We start from the raw sequence: 17,828 nt of genomic DNA, 5'->3' as shown, positions 1-17,828 counted from the left end.
AAGTCAGAGGGGGTAATTCTTTCTACACCCCGATCATCGTCAACCACTCGTCTTCGGTCATGACCGCAACCCCCAACTCCTCGGCTTTTTTCAATTTCGACCCCGCCCCTGGTCCTGCCACCACAATATGGGTCTTGGCGGAGACCGAACCCGCGACCTTGGCCCCCAGCCGTTCGGCCTGAGTCTTGGCCTCATCGCGGGTCATCTTTTCCAAGGTGCCAGTAAAGACCACCGTCTTGCCGGACACCGACGATCCAGTCGCCACGGCCTCAGCATCCTTGACCCGTAGTTCGGCCAAGAACCGCTCATAGATACCGACTTCGTGGTCGTTTGAGAAATAGGCCACCAGCGCCTCAGCCACGCTGGGGCCGATCTGATCCTGCTCGATGATCGCCGCCCGCGCCCCCGGTTCATCCTTAACCGCCGCCGTCATGGCCGCCCGGAAAGCCGGTTCCGATCCATAGGCTCGCGCCAGCAGTTTGGCCGTTGTGTCACCGATATGCTTGATGCCGAGGGCGGCGATAAAGCGCTCAAGGCTGATATCGCGCCGGTCCTCAATGGCCTTGAACAGGTTTTTTACGCTTAAATCGCCCATGCCCTCGCGGTCTTTGAGTTTTTTCAAGGACACCGCGTCACGCGCCTCAAGCTTGAAAACATCAGCCGGTTCAGAGATCAGCCCATCCTCATAGAATTTAAGCAACTGCTTTTCGCCCAGCCCTTCGATATCAAGCACGCGGCGGCTGACGACGTGTTTAAGATATTCGACCCGCTGGTGCGGACAGGCATGTTCGCCGGAGCAGCGCCGCGCCACGCCTTCCTCGCCCTTGGCATTGACCTCACGCACCACTTCGGTCTTGAGCGTGCACGGGCAGATGGTCGGAAAGTTATAGGGCACGGCGTTGGCGGGCCGCTCACTGAGTTCAACCCCGACAATCTGCGGGATGACATCACCGGCGCGTTGCACCCGCACCAGGTCACCGATGCGGATATCCTTGCGCGCGATCTCATCGGCATTGTGCAGGGTCACGTTTGAGACCACCACCCCGCCAACCGTCACCGGCGCCAGCCGCGCCACCGGCGTCAAAGTCCCGATGCGTCCGACCTGAATGTCGATGGCCTGTAAATGCGTCAGGGCCTGCTGGGCCGGGAATTTATGGGCAATCGCCCAGCGCGGCGAGCGCGACACAAACCCTAAGCGGCGCTGATAATCCAGCCGGTCAACTTTATAGACCACCCCGTCGATGTCATAGCCCAGTTGGGAGCGATCGAGTTGCAGGCTGTCGTATACCTCAAGCAGGCCCTCGGCATTAAACACGCGGATTGAGCGCGGGTTGACGCTAAAGCCCCAGTCGCGGAATTTTTGCAACGCTTCAGATTGGGTCGCCACAAAATCAGGATCGCTGACCTCGCCCCAAGCATAGGCAAAGAAATGCAGGGGCCGTGACGCTGTTATCTGCGCATCCAGTTGTCGCAACGCGCCTGAGGCCGCATTGCGCGGATTAGCAAAGACCTTAGCCCCCGCATCGGCTGCCGCCGCGTTCATGGCCGCAAAGGCGTCTAACGGAAAATAGACTTCGCCGCGGATTTCGATCCGGTCGGGATGGCCCGTTCCCGCCAGTTTGTGAGGGATATCCCTGATGGTCTTGACATTTTCAGTGATGTCTTCGCCCAGACGGCCATCGCCGCGCGTCGCGGCCCGCACCAGTTCGCCATTCATATAGAGGATCGAACACGATACGCCGTCGATCTTGGGCTCAGCGGCGAAATGGATGGTCTCCAGAGGATCAATCTTAAGGAAGCGACGTATCCGGCCCACAAAATCAACCACATCTTCAGGCGCAAAGGCATTATCGAGCGACAGCATGGGGATGCCATGCTGAACGGGGGCGAACTTGGCCGACACCGGCGCGCCGACGGTTTCGGTCGGGCTTTCTGTCGTCACCAGTTGCGGATAGTGCGCCTCAAGCTGACGCAATTGTTGCTCCAGCACATCGTAATCGGCGTCCGACAGTTCCGGGGCCTCTTCGTTATAATAGAGCGCCCGGTGATGATTGATCTCAGCGGTTAAACGTTCATGTTCAGTTTTGGCGGTGTCGAAATCTGTGGTCATCTATATCTTCCTCCTCCCCTGTTTACGGGGGAGGTGGCATTGAGCAAAGCGAAAATGACGGAGGGGGCATAGCGGCCTTGCCCCCCTCCACCCCTTCGGGGTCCCCCTCCCCCGTAAACAGGGGAGGAGAATAAGACTAACCCCGCACCAGCGCATGGGCCGCCGCACGAGCAGCTTCGGTGATCTCCGCCCCCGAGAGCATCCGCGCCAGTTCCTCAAGGGTTTCATCTTTTGATAGTTCGACGACTGAGGAGCGCACGCCCTCACCCGCATCGGCTTTTGAGACCTTAAGATGCTGATCGCCACGTGCCGCCACCTGCGGACTGTGGGTCACCACAATCACCTGCGACGCTTGCGCCAATTTTTTGAGCCGCAAACCAACCGCATCAGCGACCGCGCCACCGACCCCCTGATCGACCTCGTCAAAGATCATCACCGGCCCCTTGGCATCCACACCGCCCTTGGTGGCAAGTGCCGCCTTAAGCGCCAGGGCAAAGCGCGCCAGTTCGCCGCCAGACGCAATCGCCGCCATGCCGCCCCACTCCGCACCCGGATTGGTCTTGACCTCAAACGCGATCTGATCGCCACCATTAGGGCCATAGCGCTCAACCTCCAGCGGCGTCATCGCCACCCGGAACCGGGCCTTATCGAGCTTAAGCGGTGTCAGTTCGGCCATAACCGCGGCGCTCAAAGTTTCCGCCGCCTGCGACCGCTGCGCCCGCAACGCTTCGACCGCCTGATGGAATACGCCCTCGGCCTCCCTAATGCGCGCGGCCAGCTTTTTCAGGTGCGATTCCGCATCCTCAATCTGGTTGAGGTGTTGCGCCATGCGCACGCGCTCTTTGGGCAGATCCTCGACCAGCACATTGAGCTTGCGCGCCATACCACGCAGGGCAAACAGACGTTCTTCAACCCGGTCGAGCTTACCCGGCTCGACATCAAGCGCATCGGCCGCAGCATCCATCAAGGCCAGAGCTTCATCGGCGGCAATCAGGGTGCGATCGAGCGCCTCAGCGGCTGCCGACAGGCGCTTTAACACCTCATGCTCTCCGCTCGCCCCGGCCTGCGCCGCGCGCGTGCGGGCATGGTCAAGCGCCCGAAAGGCCTTGGCCAGTTGTTGCGACAGGCGATCGCCGCCCACGGCGGTGCGCGCTTCGGTAATATCTTCCAGCGCCCGCTCAGACGCCCCCAGCAGGGCGCGCTCAGACGCCATCTGCGCTTCCTCGTCAGCTTGCGGGTTCAGGCGCTCCAGTTCCTGCAAGCGAAGGGTCAAAGCTTCGATCTCAGACGCATCGGCCTGGGCTTTCTTGTGCAGGTCACGGTATTCGTCTTTCAGCGCCTTAAGCGCTTTAAACGCCGTTTGCACCTCGGCCAGATAGGTGGCACAGCCGCCGTAATTATCGAGCATGGCACCGTGGGTCTTCGGGTCAAGCAGCCCGACCGTCTCGTGCTGACCGTGGACCTCAAGCAGGCTGTCACCAAGCGCTTTGAGCACGCTGACGCTGACCGACTGATCATTGACAAAGGCTTTGGAGCGGCCATCGCGGCTGATGACCCGGCGCAGCAACAAGGGCTCACCGGCTTCTAGTGCCAGTCCTTTGTCTTCCAGAAATTCATAGAGGGATGACGTGCCGGCGATCTCAAACTCTGCCGTCACGGCGGCTTGCGGTGCCCCGGCGCGGATCAGGCCAACATCAGCGCGCGCGCCCGTCGCCAGCCCTAATGAGTCCAGAATGATTGATTTACCGGCCCCGGTTTCACCGGTCAGCACACTCAGGCCCGACCGGATATCGAGATCCAGCCGATCAACCAGAACCACATCCTGTATAGTCAACCGCGTCAGCATGAACACACCAAAAAAGCGGGCCTCGTGTAAAGAGACCCGCTTTCATTGATTCGCTAACGGGCCATCAGCCCATCTATTTAAAGCGGAGTGATGCGGCTTAGCCAGCTTTTTTTCCTCTTTTGTTCTTTTTCTGGTGCCGCGGCCTCAACCTTCTTGGCGTCGGGATCGGGGGCCACCGCCAGGGTCTGTCCGCGCGACTGCATCAGCTTATAGGCTTCGTTGTACCAGAATTCACCGGGGAAGTTATGACCCAGCACCGCTGCGTTGCGGTTGGCTTCGTCAGTCAGACCCAGCACCAGATTGGTTTCAACCAGACGATAAAGCGCTTCCGGCGTATGGCTGGTGGTCTGGTATCTGTCGATCACGGTGCGGAAGCGACCGGCGGCGGCCAGCGGCTGGTTCTGGTTCAGGTAATAACGCCCGATTTCCATTTCCTTGCCCGCCAACTGATCCGCGACCATGTCGAGTTTCAGGCGCGCATCCTTGGCATATTCAGAATTGGGGTAACGCAGGATCACATCGCGCAACAGGGTTTGAGCCTGCACCGTATAGGCCTGATCACGACCGACATCGACGATCTGCTCGAAATAGTTATTAGCCTTCATATAGTAGGCATAGGGCGTGAGCGGCGAGCCCGGATAAAGCTGAATGAAGTGATCAGCCGCCGTGTTGGATTCCTCATAACGATTGGCCATGTAGTTGGCATAGATCGTCATGACGATGGCGCGGCGCGACCATTCCGAATAGGGGTGCTGACGCTCCACTTCCTCGAAATAGGAAACGGCCTCGTTCCAGCTTTTTTCGTCCAGGCGCTTCATACCGGTGGCGTAAAGCTGCTCAACCGGGCGTTCTTCGTACACCAGTTGCGTACGCGCAGGCTTCTTACCGGCGCAGGCGCTTAAACCGCCGATAGCAAGGCTGGCCAGCACAACAGCGGCAATAGCTTTTTTGGAAACAAGCTTGGTCTTGGTAGGCGTCACGCGCATATGTCCCTAGTTCTTGGCCTTAGTTGCTCACAGGCCCGGACGTAAACGACCGGAATCCCCCAATGGACACTTACACGAGGCGGTTTAAATAGCCAACAGCCTTATTCAGGCTTAACCCGCTTTCGACAAGGCCGGAGCCAAAGTCACTACCTGGTATGCATCCGGGCGGGACAATAGGGCACGAACAAGGGCATTATTAAGGCCATGACCGGCCTTGATTCCTTCAAAGCGGCCAAGAATCGGCATGCCCAGAACATAGAGATCGCCAATGGCGTCCAGCGCTTTGTGACGCACGAATTCATCGGTATAGCGCAGGCCCTCAGCGTTCAGCACCTTATCGCCGTCGATGACAATGGCGTTGTCCATAGAGCCGCCGCGGGCAAGACCCGCTGCGCGAAGGGCTTCGACCCCTTCGAGGAAGCCGAAGGTACGCGCCGACATCAGCTCATCGCGGAAACTGTCTTCGGTAACCACCAGATCGACGACCTGATGACCGATCACGGCACTGTCAAATTCGATTTCAAAGCGCATTTCAAAGCGATCGCACGGCAGAAGCGACGCCCGCTTATCGCCTTCGATCACATGCACAGGCTTTAGGATTTCAATTACGCTTTGCGGCATGGGCTGACGGCGGAAACCGGCACGGTCGAGCAGTTGCACGAACGGCAGGGCCGAGCCATCCATGATCGGCACTTCCGGCCCGTCCATCTCGATCAGCACGTTATCGACGCCCAGCGCCGACAAGGCGGCCATCAGGTGCTCGATGGTCGAGACCGACACCCCGGCCTTATTGGTGATGACCGTGCCCAGACGGGTCTGGGTGACGGACTCAGCGGTGGCCGCAATGATATTATCGCGGTCAGTGATGTCGGAACGCATGAAGACAACGCCGGAACCCGCAGGGGCCGGACGTACCGACAAACGCACGCGCTCACCGGTATGCAGACCTACGCCCGCGCAAATCGCCGGGGTGGCCAAGGTGTGTTCATGATGCTCTGGCAACATAGACAGATAATCCAAAAAGTCGTGATGCCATCGCCCCGCAAATAGGGTTTTGGCCTAGTGTGGGTATAGTTTCCGCCCACGTTAATCACAACTGAACTTGAATTTCTGTTTGTAACGTAAAGGATTACGGCAAAAAGTCGTTAAGATCGTGCCCTGCCAAAAGGCCTTATGCAGTAAGCCGTCACACCCTGAAAAGCAAATGGCGCGCCAGGGTTTGAACCTTAGCGCGCCACAATTACGATATTAGATAGTGTTATTAACGCAACACTTATAGTGTCTTAGTTGGCCAGCCTGCGCAGGAAGGACGGGATCTCAAGATCATCCTCAGCTTCCGGTGCCGCCGACATTTCAGGCTTGGTGACACTGACCGTCGCGGAACGATGATCTGTGACCTCCGGTTGCGCCGGATAGCTGGGCTGCACAGGCGGTTGTTGCGTCACCGGCGCGTAGTGCGAGGTCGTGTCGCGATTACGTTGCGGAAACAAGGACCTCCAGATCGAGCCCTTCTCCTCCTCCGGCTGGCGGGCCGGGGCATGGGTGGGGGTTTGAACCGTAGGACGGGCGGGCTCAGGACGTGGCGCATTGCCGGCAAAGGCCGGACGCGGCGGCTGCGGATAGGTCGGACGCACGATTTCCGGCTGACGGGCGTCTACGCGAGGCGCCGCAGGGGCAACCGGTTGATCAGGCACACTGGAGAACAAACCGTCCTCTTCACCTTCGACTTCAGGGTCGACGATCTTACCGATGACACGGCTTTCCGGAACCTCAACCCTTGGCATTTCAGCTCTGGGCGCCTCAGCAGGTGCCGCAAAGGTCGGGCGCGACATAGGCTGAATCTGGGGCTGCAGCGGCTCACGCGGGGCGACCGGCTCAATGCGCGCACCGAATTCACGCGAAGCCGGGGCTGTTGCCGCCGGAGCCGACGCAAACGCAGGCGCGCTTACAGGGGCAGGCTGTTGAGCCGCGGGCTGTACGGTTGCAGGCTGAGCCTGTTGGGGCTCACGCGACGAGCCCCCCGTGAATAAAGGGCTTTTGGGGGCCGCCTGTGCTACAGGTTGCGACTGAGCCGGTTGAGCCTGAACCGGGGCTTGCGCCACGGCGACCTGGCTGTCCATACCGGTAGCCACGACCGAAACGCGCAGCTTGCCTTCCAGCGACGGATCAAACGCCGCACCAAAGATGATGTTGGCGTCCGGATCGACCTCGGATGAGATCGCATTGGCCGCTTCGTCAACCTCAAGCAGGGTCATATCCAGACCACCGGTGACATTGACCAGCACGGCCTTGGCACCCTTAAGCGAGGTTTCATCGAGCAGCGGATTCTGAATGGCGTTTTGCGCAGCCTGCATGGCGCGGTCATCGCCGGATGCCTCACCGGTGCCCATCATGGCCTTGCCCATTTCCGACATGACCGAGCGCACATCGGCGAAATCGAGGTTTATCAGGCCCGGCAGCACCATCAGATCGGTGATCGAACGCACGCCCGAATGCAGCACCTGATCGGCCATGCCAAAGGCTTCGGCAAAGGTGGTGCGCTCATTGGCGATACGGAACAGGTTCTGGTTCGGGATAACAATCAGCGTATCGACATAGCGTTGCAGCTCAGAGATACCGGCATCGGCCAGACGCATACGGTGACGGCCCTCGAACATAAACGGCTTAGTGACCACACCGACCGTCAGGATACCGCGTTCGCGCGCACATTTGGCAATGATCGGCGCGGCTCCGGTGCCCGTACCCCCGCCCATACCGGCGGTGATAAACACCATGTGCGCACCATCAAGATGCTCAGTGATTTCGTGGTGAGATTCCTCAGCCGCGGTCATGCCGACCTCCGGATGAGCGCCCGCGCCCAACCCTTGAGTGATCGACACACCCAACTGGATCTTGCGGTCGGTCTTGGCAAACTGGAGCTGCTGGGCGTCCGTATTGGCCACCACAAACTCCACGCCTTCCAGACCGGACTCGATCATGTTATTGACGGCATTGCCACCAGCGCCACCGACACCGAAGACGACAATGCGCGGCTTCAACTCGGTTGTGCGCGGCGCAGACAAATGTATAGCCATGGTTTGGACCAACCTCCCGTAACCTCTGCCCTCACAGCCTACCGGCCGGGGGATTGCCGGGGACGAGCCTTGAGAACAGCTCGCATCACCTCAGCAGAACTCAGAGGACTATCTGACATCAAATACGCTTAACGAATAGTTACCGAGTAATCTGAGTCGGGCGATTTTGAAGCATTTTTGGTAATAAATTTTAACGGAGATTACCAAAGTGTGACTTTTTCGGTGGATAGACTTTCCACAGCTTTTCACATGCGGCAAAATTAAGTCGAAGTCATAAATTTACAGGTTATTTCTAAGCCAGTCGATCATTTTGGCAACCGGACTGCCGCCGCCTGACGCTTGCGGCGCTGCCCCCGGCCCCAGACGTGCACTCATGATCTTTTTGACCGGCACCACATCGCGCGGCCCGTAGAGCGTGCGCAGGATCACCCCCGCCGCCGCTGAAAAGGCCGGCCCCGCCGCCGCATCGGCCAGATGCGGCACACGCTTAGGCTTACCCAAACGCACCGGACGGTCAAACACCCGCACCGCCAGTTCACGCACCCCCGCCAGTTGCGAGGCCCCGCCGGTCAGGACAATACCTGCCCCAGGTTCAAGCTGAACGCCGGAGGCTTTGAGTTTTTCCCGCAGCAATTCAAAGGTTTCTTCGACGCGCGGCGCAATGATGCCTTTGAGGATCGAGCGCGGCACCGAGATCGGCCCCGCTCCTGGATCATCCCCACGCGGCGGCGCTTCGACCATTTCGCGGTCTTCGTTGGAGGAGGCAATGGCCGAGCCATGCAGGGTTTTCAGACGCTCCGCCCCGGCCAGCGTCGTCGATAAGCCGCGCGCGATATCAGCGGTGACGTGCGCCCCGCCGACATTCAGGCAATCGACATGAACGAGCGAGCCATTGGCAAACACCGCCGCCGTGGTGCACGACGCACCCATGTCGATGCAGATGCTGCCCAGTTCTTTTTCATCGTCTTCAAGGGCAGCCACCGCTGCCGCCAGAGGCGCACACACAATGGCCTGCACCTCAAGGTGGGCCATGCTGACGCACTGCTGAATGTTATTAAAGACGTTCTCATCGATGGTAATCACTAACAACTCAAGGCCCAGCGACCGCCCGGTCAGATTACGCGGGTCACGCACGCCCGATTGCCCGTCCACCGACCACGACACCGGTAACAGATGGATGCAGCGGCGATTGGGGAAGCGCACCTGAGACAGGCCCGACTGAATAGCGCGAGTAAGGTCAGCGTCGGAAATCGGCTTGGTGCCTAATGACACTTGCGCCGACACGCGGTGCGAGGCCATCTGCGCCCCCGGCACCGACACACGCACGCCCTGCAAGGAGGCATTGGCCATGGCTTCGGCCCGTTCAACCGCCTGACCTATGGCCTGAGAGGCAGCGTCCATGTCTATGATATTACCGGCGCGAAGCCCTCGCGACTGCACATAGCCAACCCCGGCAATGCGGATGGACTGATCAGCCTGACGCGCCCCTTCGGGCTTTAAGATAAAGCAGCCGATCTTGGACGCGCCTAAGTCAAGCGAGGCTACAAGCCCCGGTGTGACTTCAGCCTTGGGGGTAAATTCTTTACCGGAACGATCTTCGTAACGCGACATATGACGATTTTCAGGTTAAGCGGTTTCGGGCCAAAAAATTAAGCGGCAGGTTGAGCGGTAGTAGCAAAAGGCGCGACAATCAGGGCATTCGGATCACGCAGGTCGATTTCGGCCAGTCCCTGATCCAGCACCCGACGCGACGCAATCAGGGTATCCAGACGCGCCAGGGCATCTTCCTGATTGAGCGCCGGCAGTTTGATTAAGGTGGCGTTTTTGAGCCGCAAATCCCAGCGCCGCGTATCGACCCGCACCAGAACCTCCAGCTTTTGCATTAGTTCCGGGCGTGAGCGCACCAGTTCCAGAATTTCATCGGCGTTTTCATTGGCGCCCTCACCCACCACCAGCGGCAGGTCGACAAAGTTATAGGCGCGCGCTTCGGGGATGATCTGCCCCTTATCATCGATGACATAGGACTTATTCTGATATTGCCACACCGCCAGACGGGGGCGCTCGACCACATCAATGATCAGCACATCCGGAAACTGGCGACGCACGGTCACCGACTCCACCCAGCCGATTTTTTCAATGTTTTCCTTGACCTTGGCCAGATCCATCAGGGCGATCGGCTGACCGCGCTGAAAGTCGAGGGCTGCGCGGATATCGGCGCGGGAATAGTCCGACACGCCCTTGAGGTGGATATTTTGCAGATTAATGCCCGCAGCGGCGATCCGGCGGTCAGCGAAATCGCGCATCCCGTCAGTAAGCATCTGCGCCCGGTTGCCGGTCGCCAACACCGCCAGCAACAAAACGCTTAAGCCCGCAAAGGCCAGCCATGCGGTCAGTTCCGACGGCATGGGCACACCGCCCACAGCGCGCATCATGCCGGATTGCCCTATGACCCGCTTGCCACGAGACGAATTCGACGCAGAGGTTTTCGAAGCGCCCTTTGGCGCTGACTGAACCTTAGCTTGTCGTCTTCCTCCCCGTACCACTGCGGGCATAAGCGTCCTCCACTATCCACTTGACCAGATCATCAAAGCCCATACCGGCATAAGCCGCTTGCTCAGGGGCGAGCGAGGTCGGTGTCATGCCGGGTTGGGTGTTGACCTCCAAGAGAACCAGAACGTCCTTAATTTTGTCATAACGAAAATCACTTCGTGTAAGACTTTGGCAACCAAGTGCGCTGTGAGCCAACTCGGCTTGACGTTTTGCGATTTCAAAAACTGTGGACGGAATGTCGGCCGGCAGGACGTGACGGGAGCCATTCTCGCCGTACTTGGCCTCATAGTCGTACCAGCCAGTGTTGGAGACGATATCAGTCACGGTGAGCGCCCGCGGGCCGCTTGATTCGCCTAGCACCGCCACCGCCAGTTCCTGCCCGGCGATATAGGGCTCAACCATGACCTCTTCGCCGAAGGTCCAGCTATCTGAGCCGACCTCGGCAGGAGGACGGTTGGCGCCTTCGCGGATGATAAATACCCCCACACTTGAGCCTTCGGCATTGGGTTTCACCACATAGGGCGGGGCCATGACGTGATCGCGCGCGACCTCATGGCGGTTATAAAGCCCGCCGCCCGGCACGGTGACGCCCGCGGCCTTAAGCACAGCCTTCGCCTTGGCCTTATCCATCGCCAGCGCTGACGGCAGAACACCCGAATGGGTATAGGGAAGTTGCAGGGTCTCTAAGATTCCCTGCACGCAGCCGTCTTCGCCCCAGGCCCCGTGCAGGGCATTGAACACCAGATCGGGCTTAAGGGCGGTCAATACCTGCGCCAGATCGCGCCCGGCATCGACGCGGGCAACCTTGGCTCCCAGCCGCTCAAGGGCATCGGCGCAGGATTTTCCCGACACCAACGACACGTCGCGCTCCGACGACAGCCCCCCTAACAGAACCGCGACATGAAGATGAGACAGGGGCAGACTGGACATGAAACCCGACCATATTTAGAAATTCAAGGGCCGTGTTGTGGAACTTTGCCCGCGTCAGGTCAAGACTATCTTAAGCGTGCCCGTTACTCACTTCACGGCTCATAACTAAAATCGCGTCTTCCAGGACAGTCAGATGATTTTCAACAATATTCCATATTATGAGGGGTTCGACACGCTGATACTCATGCCGCAGAATATTGCCAATAGCCGCAATCGCTGGCCAAGAAACATCAGGTGCTAAATTTTTAAGTTCATCAGGAATTGAACGGCTTGCCTCGGAAATGATTTCAAGACCACGCTCAATTGAGCGTTGCAAGACCCATGACGAACGGTACGTCTCAAAATTCACATCATGCAAGGCTTCGCGAATACCCAATATGGCATCGCCCATGTCGTCCAACCGCGCAGACGGTGTGCGCGCCAACTTAAAAAACCTTTATGGCGGATTGCTCAATAGATGCTTTGAGACGGGGATGAAGGCTGGCGCGCGTCATAATATCCGCAGTCTTGCCCATGCGCGCCTCAATATAAGCCTTGATATTCAGCAGTTCGATTAAACTGAACTTAGGGTCGTTATAATCGAAGAATAAATCAATATCACTGTCAGTACGGCCATCTCCGCGCGATTGCGATCCGAACAGGTAAAGATGCAGCACCCCTAGACGCATAAGGTCAGGCGCCAGAGCTTTCAAATCCTGCAACACGGAAATCGAGGGCTTCATAGCTTCATTGTAGTCTAAAAACTCACATAAAAAAAGCGGGTGAGGTTGCCCTCACCCGCTTTGATTTTTAAGCCTTACGCATCGGCCTTTTCGTCATCCGTCACCGGCACAGCCAGATTCGATGAATGTTCGATCAGCACGCCGGTTTCTTCGTCACGGACAATCTCTTCGCCGTTCAGAATCCGGATGATTTCCTCACCCGTCAGGGTTTCGATCTCAAGCAAGGTCTTGGCCAGACGGTGCAGACCGTCATTGTGCTCGGTCAGGATGCGCTTGGCGTCGTCATAGCCGGCCTTGACCAGACGACGGATTTCACCGTCGATCTTTTGGGCCGTGACTTCCGATACATCGCGACCAAAGGCCCCGTGTTCGTCCTCACTGTCCTTATAATTGACCAGTCCAAGTTCGTCCGAATAGCCCCAGCGCGTCACCATAGCCTTGGCCAGCTTGGTCGCCTGCTGGATATCGGACGACGCCCCCGACGTGATCTTGTCCTTACCAAAAATCAGTTCTTCGGCGACACGACCGGCCATCAGAATGGCCAGACGCGAGGTCATCTGAGTGAAGTTCTGAGAGTAACGATCGCCTTCCGGCAACTGCATGACCATACCGAGCGCACGGCCGCGCGGAATAATGGTCGCCTTATGGACCGGATCGGCTTCCGGCACCTTGAGCGCCACGATCGCATGGCCACCTTCGTGATAGGCCGTCAGCTTTTTTTCGTCCTCGGACATAGCCATCGACTTGCGCTCAGCGCCCATCATGACCTTATCCTTGGCGTCCTCAAAATCCTTCATGGTGACCAGCTTGCGGTCCTTACGGGCCGCCATCAACGCAGCCTCGTTGACCAGATTGGACAGGTCAGCCCCGGAGAACCCAGGCGTGCCGCGCGCAATCACCTTAACATCGACATCCACAGCCAGAGGTACGGGCTTCATGTGGACGCGTAAAATGGCTTCGCGGCCGGTCAAATCAGGGTTTGGTACCACAACCTGACGGTCAAAACGACCCGGACGCAGCAGGGCCGAATCCAGCACGTCCGGACGGTTGGTGGCTGCGATGATGATAATGCCTTCAGAGGCTTCAAAGCCGTCCATTTCCACCAGCAACTGGTTCAGGGTCTGCTCGCGCTCATCGTTACCGCCGCCGTGACCGGCCCCGCGGTGACGACCGACCGCGTCGATTTCATCGATAAAGATAATGCACGGCGCGTTTTTCTTGGCCTGCTCAAACATGTCCCGAACGCGCGAGGCCCCGACACCGACAAACATTTCCACGAAATCAGAGCCGGAAATCGAGAAGAACGGCACACCGGCTTCACCAGCCACAGCACGGGCCAGCAGGGTCTTACCCGTCCCCGGAGGGCCGACCAGCAAAGCCCCTTTGGGGATCTTACCGCCCAGACGCTGGAATTTTGTGGGATCTTTCAGGAAATCAACCACTTCGCGCAGTTCTTCCTTGGCTTCATCAACGCCAGCGACATCGGTAAAGGTGACGCGGTTCTTGTGTTCGGTCAAAAGGCGCGCCTTGGACTTGCCAAAGCCCATAGCGCCACGGCCACCGCCCTGCATCTGGCGCATGAAGAATATCCAGATACCGATGATCAGCAGGATCGGCAAAAGGCCCGACAGAATCTGCACAAACAGCGAGGTCTGCGCGGTCTGAACCTTCACATTGACGCCCTTGGCGTTCATGGTCGAGGCCAGTTCCTCATTCGGATACGGCGTGACGATCTTATAGACCTTTTTGTCCTTGGTGGTCGCGGTCACTTCATCGCGGTGAAAGGTCGCTGAGGCGACGTCGCCCTTATCGACGGCGGCAATCAATTGCGAATAGGTCATTTCCGACGGCTGCGCCGGATAACCACCCTTTTGATTCATATAGGTATAGGCGCCGATCAATACCGCCAGCAGAGCCCCGACAATCGCCAATGAACGCAGGTTCATAAACCTCAATCTCCCAACGCCAGCATGGCGTAATCAATAATCATATCCGCGCAGGTTCATCCCGCACAGGTCAAATCCAGCTTCGACAACCTATATAGTGTGGATATTTGCGCTTTGCTATGTCTGCCCCGTCAGAGTCTGCGCAACAGATCATATTCATTCGCCACCTGCCCCAGCGCATATAAGAAACGCAAAGCCACCCACGACCGTAAGGTCACGCCATCACTGTTGTCCGGTTCGGATAACAACACAAGTCTGTTGCCCGTTTCACTGCGCATTTTCACGACCGGCAGCGCCCCGCGCAAGCCTGCCGGAACCTGCAAATATCGCGCCAGATCAGCCTCGGATAATGCCCCCTTATGGCCCTGAACCGCCATGATGGTCACGGGACAGGCTCCGGCACGCACCTCAAACCGCCCATCCCACATGGCAGCGGCGGCGGGCGCGAGCATAAGCGGCGATACGGCCCGCCGTGTCATATCGCCCGGTTCACGCCCGATCAGGATCGTGTTTCCGCGCCGTATCAACCGCGCCCCGGACAGCACAAACGGCCCCACCTCACCGCGTTTAAGCCCCGTAATGATCGCCGCCACACTGTCTGAACGCGGCAGACGCGCCCCACCGCCGGCACTGACCATTGCCGCCGCCACGACCTTATGTGCCGCCGCTTGCGGCAAGCTCTCGAAATAGCCGGTATCAATCGTTATAACCCCTGCCCAGCCAAGCGTTTGCGGTACGCTCAAAAGTTCTGAAATGTTAATCGGCATGTCGGGCACTTTAGATGCCGCAGGCTCACACCCGGTCAGTTCGGCACGGGCTCGCGACCTAAGATATTTAGGATTTTCATTGGCCGGATCATCGACCCAGCCCACACCGATCGCAGTCAGCCAGTCACGCAGGCTCTGCCGCGGCACATTCAATAATGGGCGATAGATGAACACGCCCCGCCCCTGCGGCCAGACCGGCGACGGCGCCCACATCTCCGGCGCACCTACGCTTGAGCCCATATCGCGCATGAGGCTGGCCTCAAGGATATCATCGCGATTGTGGCCCAGACAAAGCACTTCAATGTCCTTGCCCCGCGCGGCATCCGCCATCAAACCATGACGCGCCTGACGGGCCGCCGCCTGAATGCCGGTGGCCGGTTTGTCACCAATCCAGTCCAGCCGGGTAACGCTGTGGCCAAGACGTTCGGCCAGAGCCTCCACCTGCGCGCACCAGCCTACGCTCTGCGGATTAAGGCCATGATCGACGCAAAAGACCTCAAGTGGACGCTTACCCCATAGACGCAGCAGGCACAGCAGGGCGACACTGTCGCCACCTCCGGACACCGCCACCCCCAAAGGCTGAGCGCTACCGGGGATCAGATAGCGCTCAAAGCTTTTGAAAATATCGCGTAATTCAGCGAATGGCTGAAGCGCCTTCCGCCACGGGTCAAGGTCATCCAATCGCGGTTACGCCGCACATTGCGCCTTGCCCTTAAGCGCCTTGGCCTGAGACTTCATCGGTGCTGAGGCTTGCGCCGCATAGCGTTTATCAAACTCGGTCAGGGCCGCGCAGGTCTCAACCTTACGGTTCAGATCCGCCAGAGCGGTCGCCAGTTTCACAGTCGATTCCGGCGCCCACGACGCCTTGGGCCAACCTTTGAGCGAGGTCGCATAGGCCGCGACCGATCCCGAAATATCGCCGCGCATAGTGCGAATCTGGCCCAGACGGAACCAGGCTTCGGCTACCTGGGCTGATTTCGGCCACTGGGTCGTAAAGGCCTCAAAAGCGGTTGTGGCCTCATCAAGCTGATTGCTGCTCATCAGGCTATAGGCCTGATCGAAATCGGTTTCAGCGCTGCCCGTTGTGGGCGGTGGCGGCGGGGGGCCAGCGAGAGCCGCCTCCATGTCTTTGGATTTGGCATCCAGCAGATCAACGCGCTTGGTCAGGGTATCGGTGCGCGCCGTCAGAGCCTGGACCTGAGACTGAGCCTGGGTGGCCGCAAAATTGGCTTCTTCCAGTTGGCCGGTCAGGCGCGTCAGTACAGCGGCCTGCTCATCCAGTTTGCGCGACAGAAAGTCAACGGTGGCCTGCAAGGCCACAACCTCTGGATCGGGTTCCACCAGAATGGGAGGAGCAGCTTTATTTTCGGTTTTCTGAACCGCACGCTCCAGCTTACGGACGTTACGATCCAGACGATCCAGGCGCTTCTTGTCCCAAACGATCGCGGCCGGCGCATTCGGATCGGCGGGTGTGGCATCATCCTCATCGGAAATGGCATAGTTCTGGGCGACGGCGGTGGACATTACCGACATACCGCCCGTCAGTGCCAAGGCCATAACCAGACCGCTGACGTAATGACGCAAAGTCCATTTTCTAGCTGCCGTTTGTTGCCAACGCACCTGAACACTCCCGCATGTAAATAGAAACTGCACTATAAGGCCCATAACATAAAGAGTCAGGCGTTACAGTTTTATGAAACTGGAGACTAACCATAAAGACGGGCCGAAATATGACAAGCTCAAATCCCCGCCAGCTTAAGGAAACTCAAATCCCAGGCCCTTGCCAATAAAAAACCCCTGCTGCGAGAACAGGGGTTTTTCAGGTTTGGCTCTGAGGCTTATTTCGACGCCGACAGCTTGTCGTTCATGACCCAGCCGATATTGTCGTTGTCATCGGCCACTTGCCACCACATGCCGTTCTTTTCGCCGGTCGGATAGACCGTCAGGCCCACAGGTAAAGCGCGAAGCACCTTACCCTTAGCATCCGGAGTGCTGCGTAAAGTCGTGGCCGTCAGCACATCAAAGCTACGGGTTGGGGCTGCCGCCGCACCGCCGATGTCGATCCCGCCCAGATTTTGAACCATGTCCGTATAGGCCATGATGAAGGCTTGCGTGACCATGCGGCCGATTTCCGTGCTTTCATAGCCGCCGCCGACGGCCCCGGCAAAGCCGGCACCAGCGCCGACACCCCAGCTCAGTTCGTTCTTGGCCGCACTGCCCGAAAATGAGTTGGACTCAGATGTGCGCACGTCGGTCAGCGACAGAATGGTTTCAGCTTCCATCTTCTTGGTGCGGAAACCGCCGACCACAGCACCTGCGCGACCGCCGACCAGGCCACCGATCAGGCCCGCAGCACCGCCGCCACCCGTGTTGGAATCAGCGGCAGACACTTCGGCCACCAACACAAAGTCAGCGGCCTTGATCTGGCCCTTACCCATGTTAGAGCCGCGTTGCAGGCCCATGGAATTACCGAGTTCACGCTCACGCTGGGCCACATCCATGCCCGCGCCGCGGTCAACCAGGCTGAAACAACCCGATTTTTGTACGACGACCTTAAGCAACTTGGCCGGAGGGGCCAGATTGTTTTGCGTCCAGCCATAAGAATTGTCACCATCGACAATGGTGATGGACCCAAGCTTTTTGGAGCATTTCGGGATTTCAGCGACCATCTTATTCTGATGCTGCTGAACCTTCGACGATTTCGCCATCGTCGATTGCGCAAACACTTGAGGCGCTGCGCCCAGAGCGCAGACCGTGGCGGCCGTCATGGCCAAAAGACGAAATTTGAGCATTTTCAGCCCCCTGAAAATATAAGTGAATGGTTCAATATACTGACCGCTGGTTTACTACGGCTTTATGGAAACCACCATATGCAATCATCGGGAACGATCACAAAA

14 protein-coding genes are annotated in these 17,828 nt (G+C 58.3%); all 14 read right to left on the bottom strand.

Annotated elements, in window-relative coordinates; translation table 11 throughout:
- Positions 1–22: 22 nt before the first annotated feature.
- Positions 23–2,110: an NAD-dependent DNA ligase LigA gene (gene ligA, locus IE102_RS07250; RefSeq protein ID WP_189485726.1), complete on the bottom strand. Its 2,088-nt coding sequence runs from the start codon at positions 2,108–2,110 to the stop codon at positions 23–25.
- A gap of 136 nt (positions 2,111–2,246) precedes the next feature.
- Positions 2,247–3,956: a DNA repair protein RecN gene (gene recN / locus IE102_RS07245; protein ID WP_189485725.1), complete on the bottom strand. Its 1,710-nt coding sequence runs from the start codon at positions 3,954–3,956 to the stop codon at positions 2,247–2,249.
- A gap of 77 nt (positions 3,957–4,033) precedes the next feature.
- The gene (locus tag IE102_RS07240; protein WP_189485724.1) at positions 4,034–4,942 is read right to left on the bottom strand and encodes an outer membrane protein assembly factor BamD; all 909 of its coding nucleotides are present in this window, start codon (positions 4,940–4,942) and stop codon (positions 4,034–4,036) included.
- A 111-nt stretch (positions 4,943–5,053) separates the two neighbouring features.
- The gene (gene lpxC / locus IE102_RS07235) at positions 5,054–5,947 is read right to left on the bottom strand and encodes a UDP-3-O-acyl-N-acetylglucosamine deacetylase (RefSeq protein WP_189485723.1); all 894 of its coding nucleotides are present in this window, start codon (positions 5,945–5,947) and stop codon (positions 5,054–5,056) included.
- 278 nt (positions 5,948–6,225) lie between these two features.
- Positions 6,226–8,016, bottom strand: a complete 1,791-nt coding sequence (ftsZ, locus tag IE102_RS07230; protein WP_189485722.1) for a cell division protein FtsZ — start codon at positions 8,014–8,016, stop codon at positions 6,226–6,228.
- A gap of 279 nt (positions 8,017–8,295) precedes the next feature.
- The gene (gene ftsA, locus IE102_RS07225) at positions 8,296–9,627 is read right to left on the bottom strand and encodes a cell division protein FtsA (RefSeq protein WP_189485721.1); all 1,332 of its coding nucleotides are present in this window, start codon (positions 9,625–9,627) and stop codon (positions 8,296–8,298) included.
- Positions 9,628–9,665: 38 nt separating this feature from the next.
- Positions 9,666–10,448, bottom strand: a complete 783-nt coding sequence (locus IE102_RS07220) for a cell division protein FtsQ/DivIB (RefSeq protein WP_229807605.1) — start codon at positions 10,446–10,448, stop codon at positions 9,666–9,668.
- 82 nt (positions 10,449–10,530) lie between these two features.
- On the bottom strand, positions 10,531–11,496 hold the full coding sequence (locus tag IE102_RS07215) for a D-alanine--D-alanine ligase (protein ID WP_189485719.1): 966 nt from the start codon (positions 11,494–11,496) through the stop codon (positions 10,531–10,533).
- 70 nt (positions 11,497–11,566) lie between these two features.
- Positions 11,567–11,887: a HepT-like ribonuclease domain-containing protein gene (locus IE102_RS07210; protein ID WP_229807604.1), complete on the bottom strand. Its 321-nt coding sequence runs from the start codon at positions 11,885–11,887 to the stop codon at positions 11,567–11,569.
- A 34-nt stretch (positions 11,888–11,921) separates the two neighbouring features.
- Positions 11,922–12,218: a nucleotidyltransferase family protein gene (locus tag IE102_RS07205; protein WP_189485717.1), complete on the bottom strand. Its 297-nt coding sequence runs from the start codon at positions 12,216–12,218 to the stop codon at positions 11,922–11,924.
- Positions 12,219–12,292: 74 nt separating this feature from the next.
- Positions 12,293–14,164, bottom strand: coding sequence for an ATP-dependent zinc metalloprotease FtsH (gene ftsH, locus IE102_RS07200; RefSeq protein ID WP_189485716.1), 1,872 nt, complete (start codon positions 14,162–14,164; stop codon positions 12,293–12,295).
- Between the two features lie 131 nt (positions 14,165–14,295).
- Positions 14,296–15,612, bottom strand: a complete 1,317-nt coding sequence (gene tilS, locus IE102_RS07195) for a tRNA lysidine(34) synthetase TilS (RefSeq protein WP_189485715.1) — start codon at positions 15,610–15,612, stop codon at positions 14,296–14,298.
- Positions 15,613–15,618: 6 nt separating this feature from the next.
- Positions 15,619–16,551 (bottom strand): tol-pal system YbgF family protein, encoded by a 933-nt coding sequence (locus IE102_RS07190; protein ID WP_229807603.1) that lies wholly within the window; start codon positions 16,549–16,551, stop codon positions 15,619–15,621.
- A 218-nt stretch (positions 16,552–16,769) separates the two neighbouring features.
- Positions 16,770–17,723, bottom strand: coding sequence for a CsgG/HfaB family protein (locus IE102_RS07185; RefSeq protein ID WP_189485714.1), 954 nt, complete (start codon positions 17,721–17,723; stop codon positions 16,770–16,772).
- Positions 17,724–17,828 lie beyond the last annotated feature (105 nt).

Origin of the sequence: Asticcacaulis endophyticus (genome assembly GCF_014652575.1) — a bacterium.
In the GTDB taxonomy this organism is placed as follows: Bacteria; Pseudomonadota; Alphaproteobacteria; order Caulobacterales; family Caulobacteraceae; genus Asticcacaulis; species Asticcacaulis endophyticus.
Note: the sequence above shows the minus strand (reverse complement) of the source record. Positions and strands in the feature narration are given on the sequence as shown.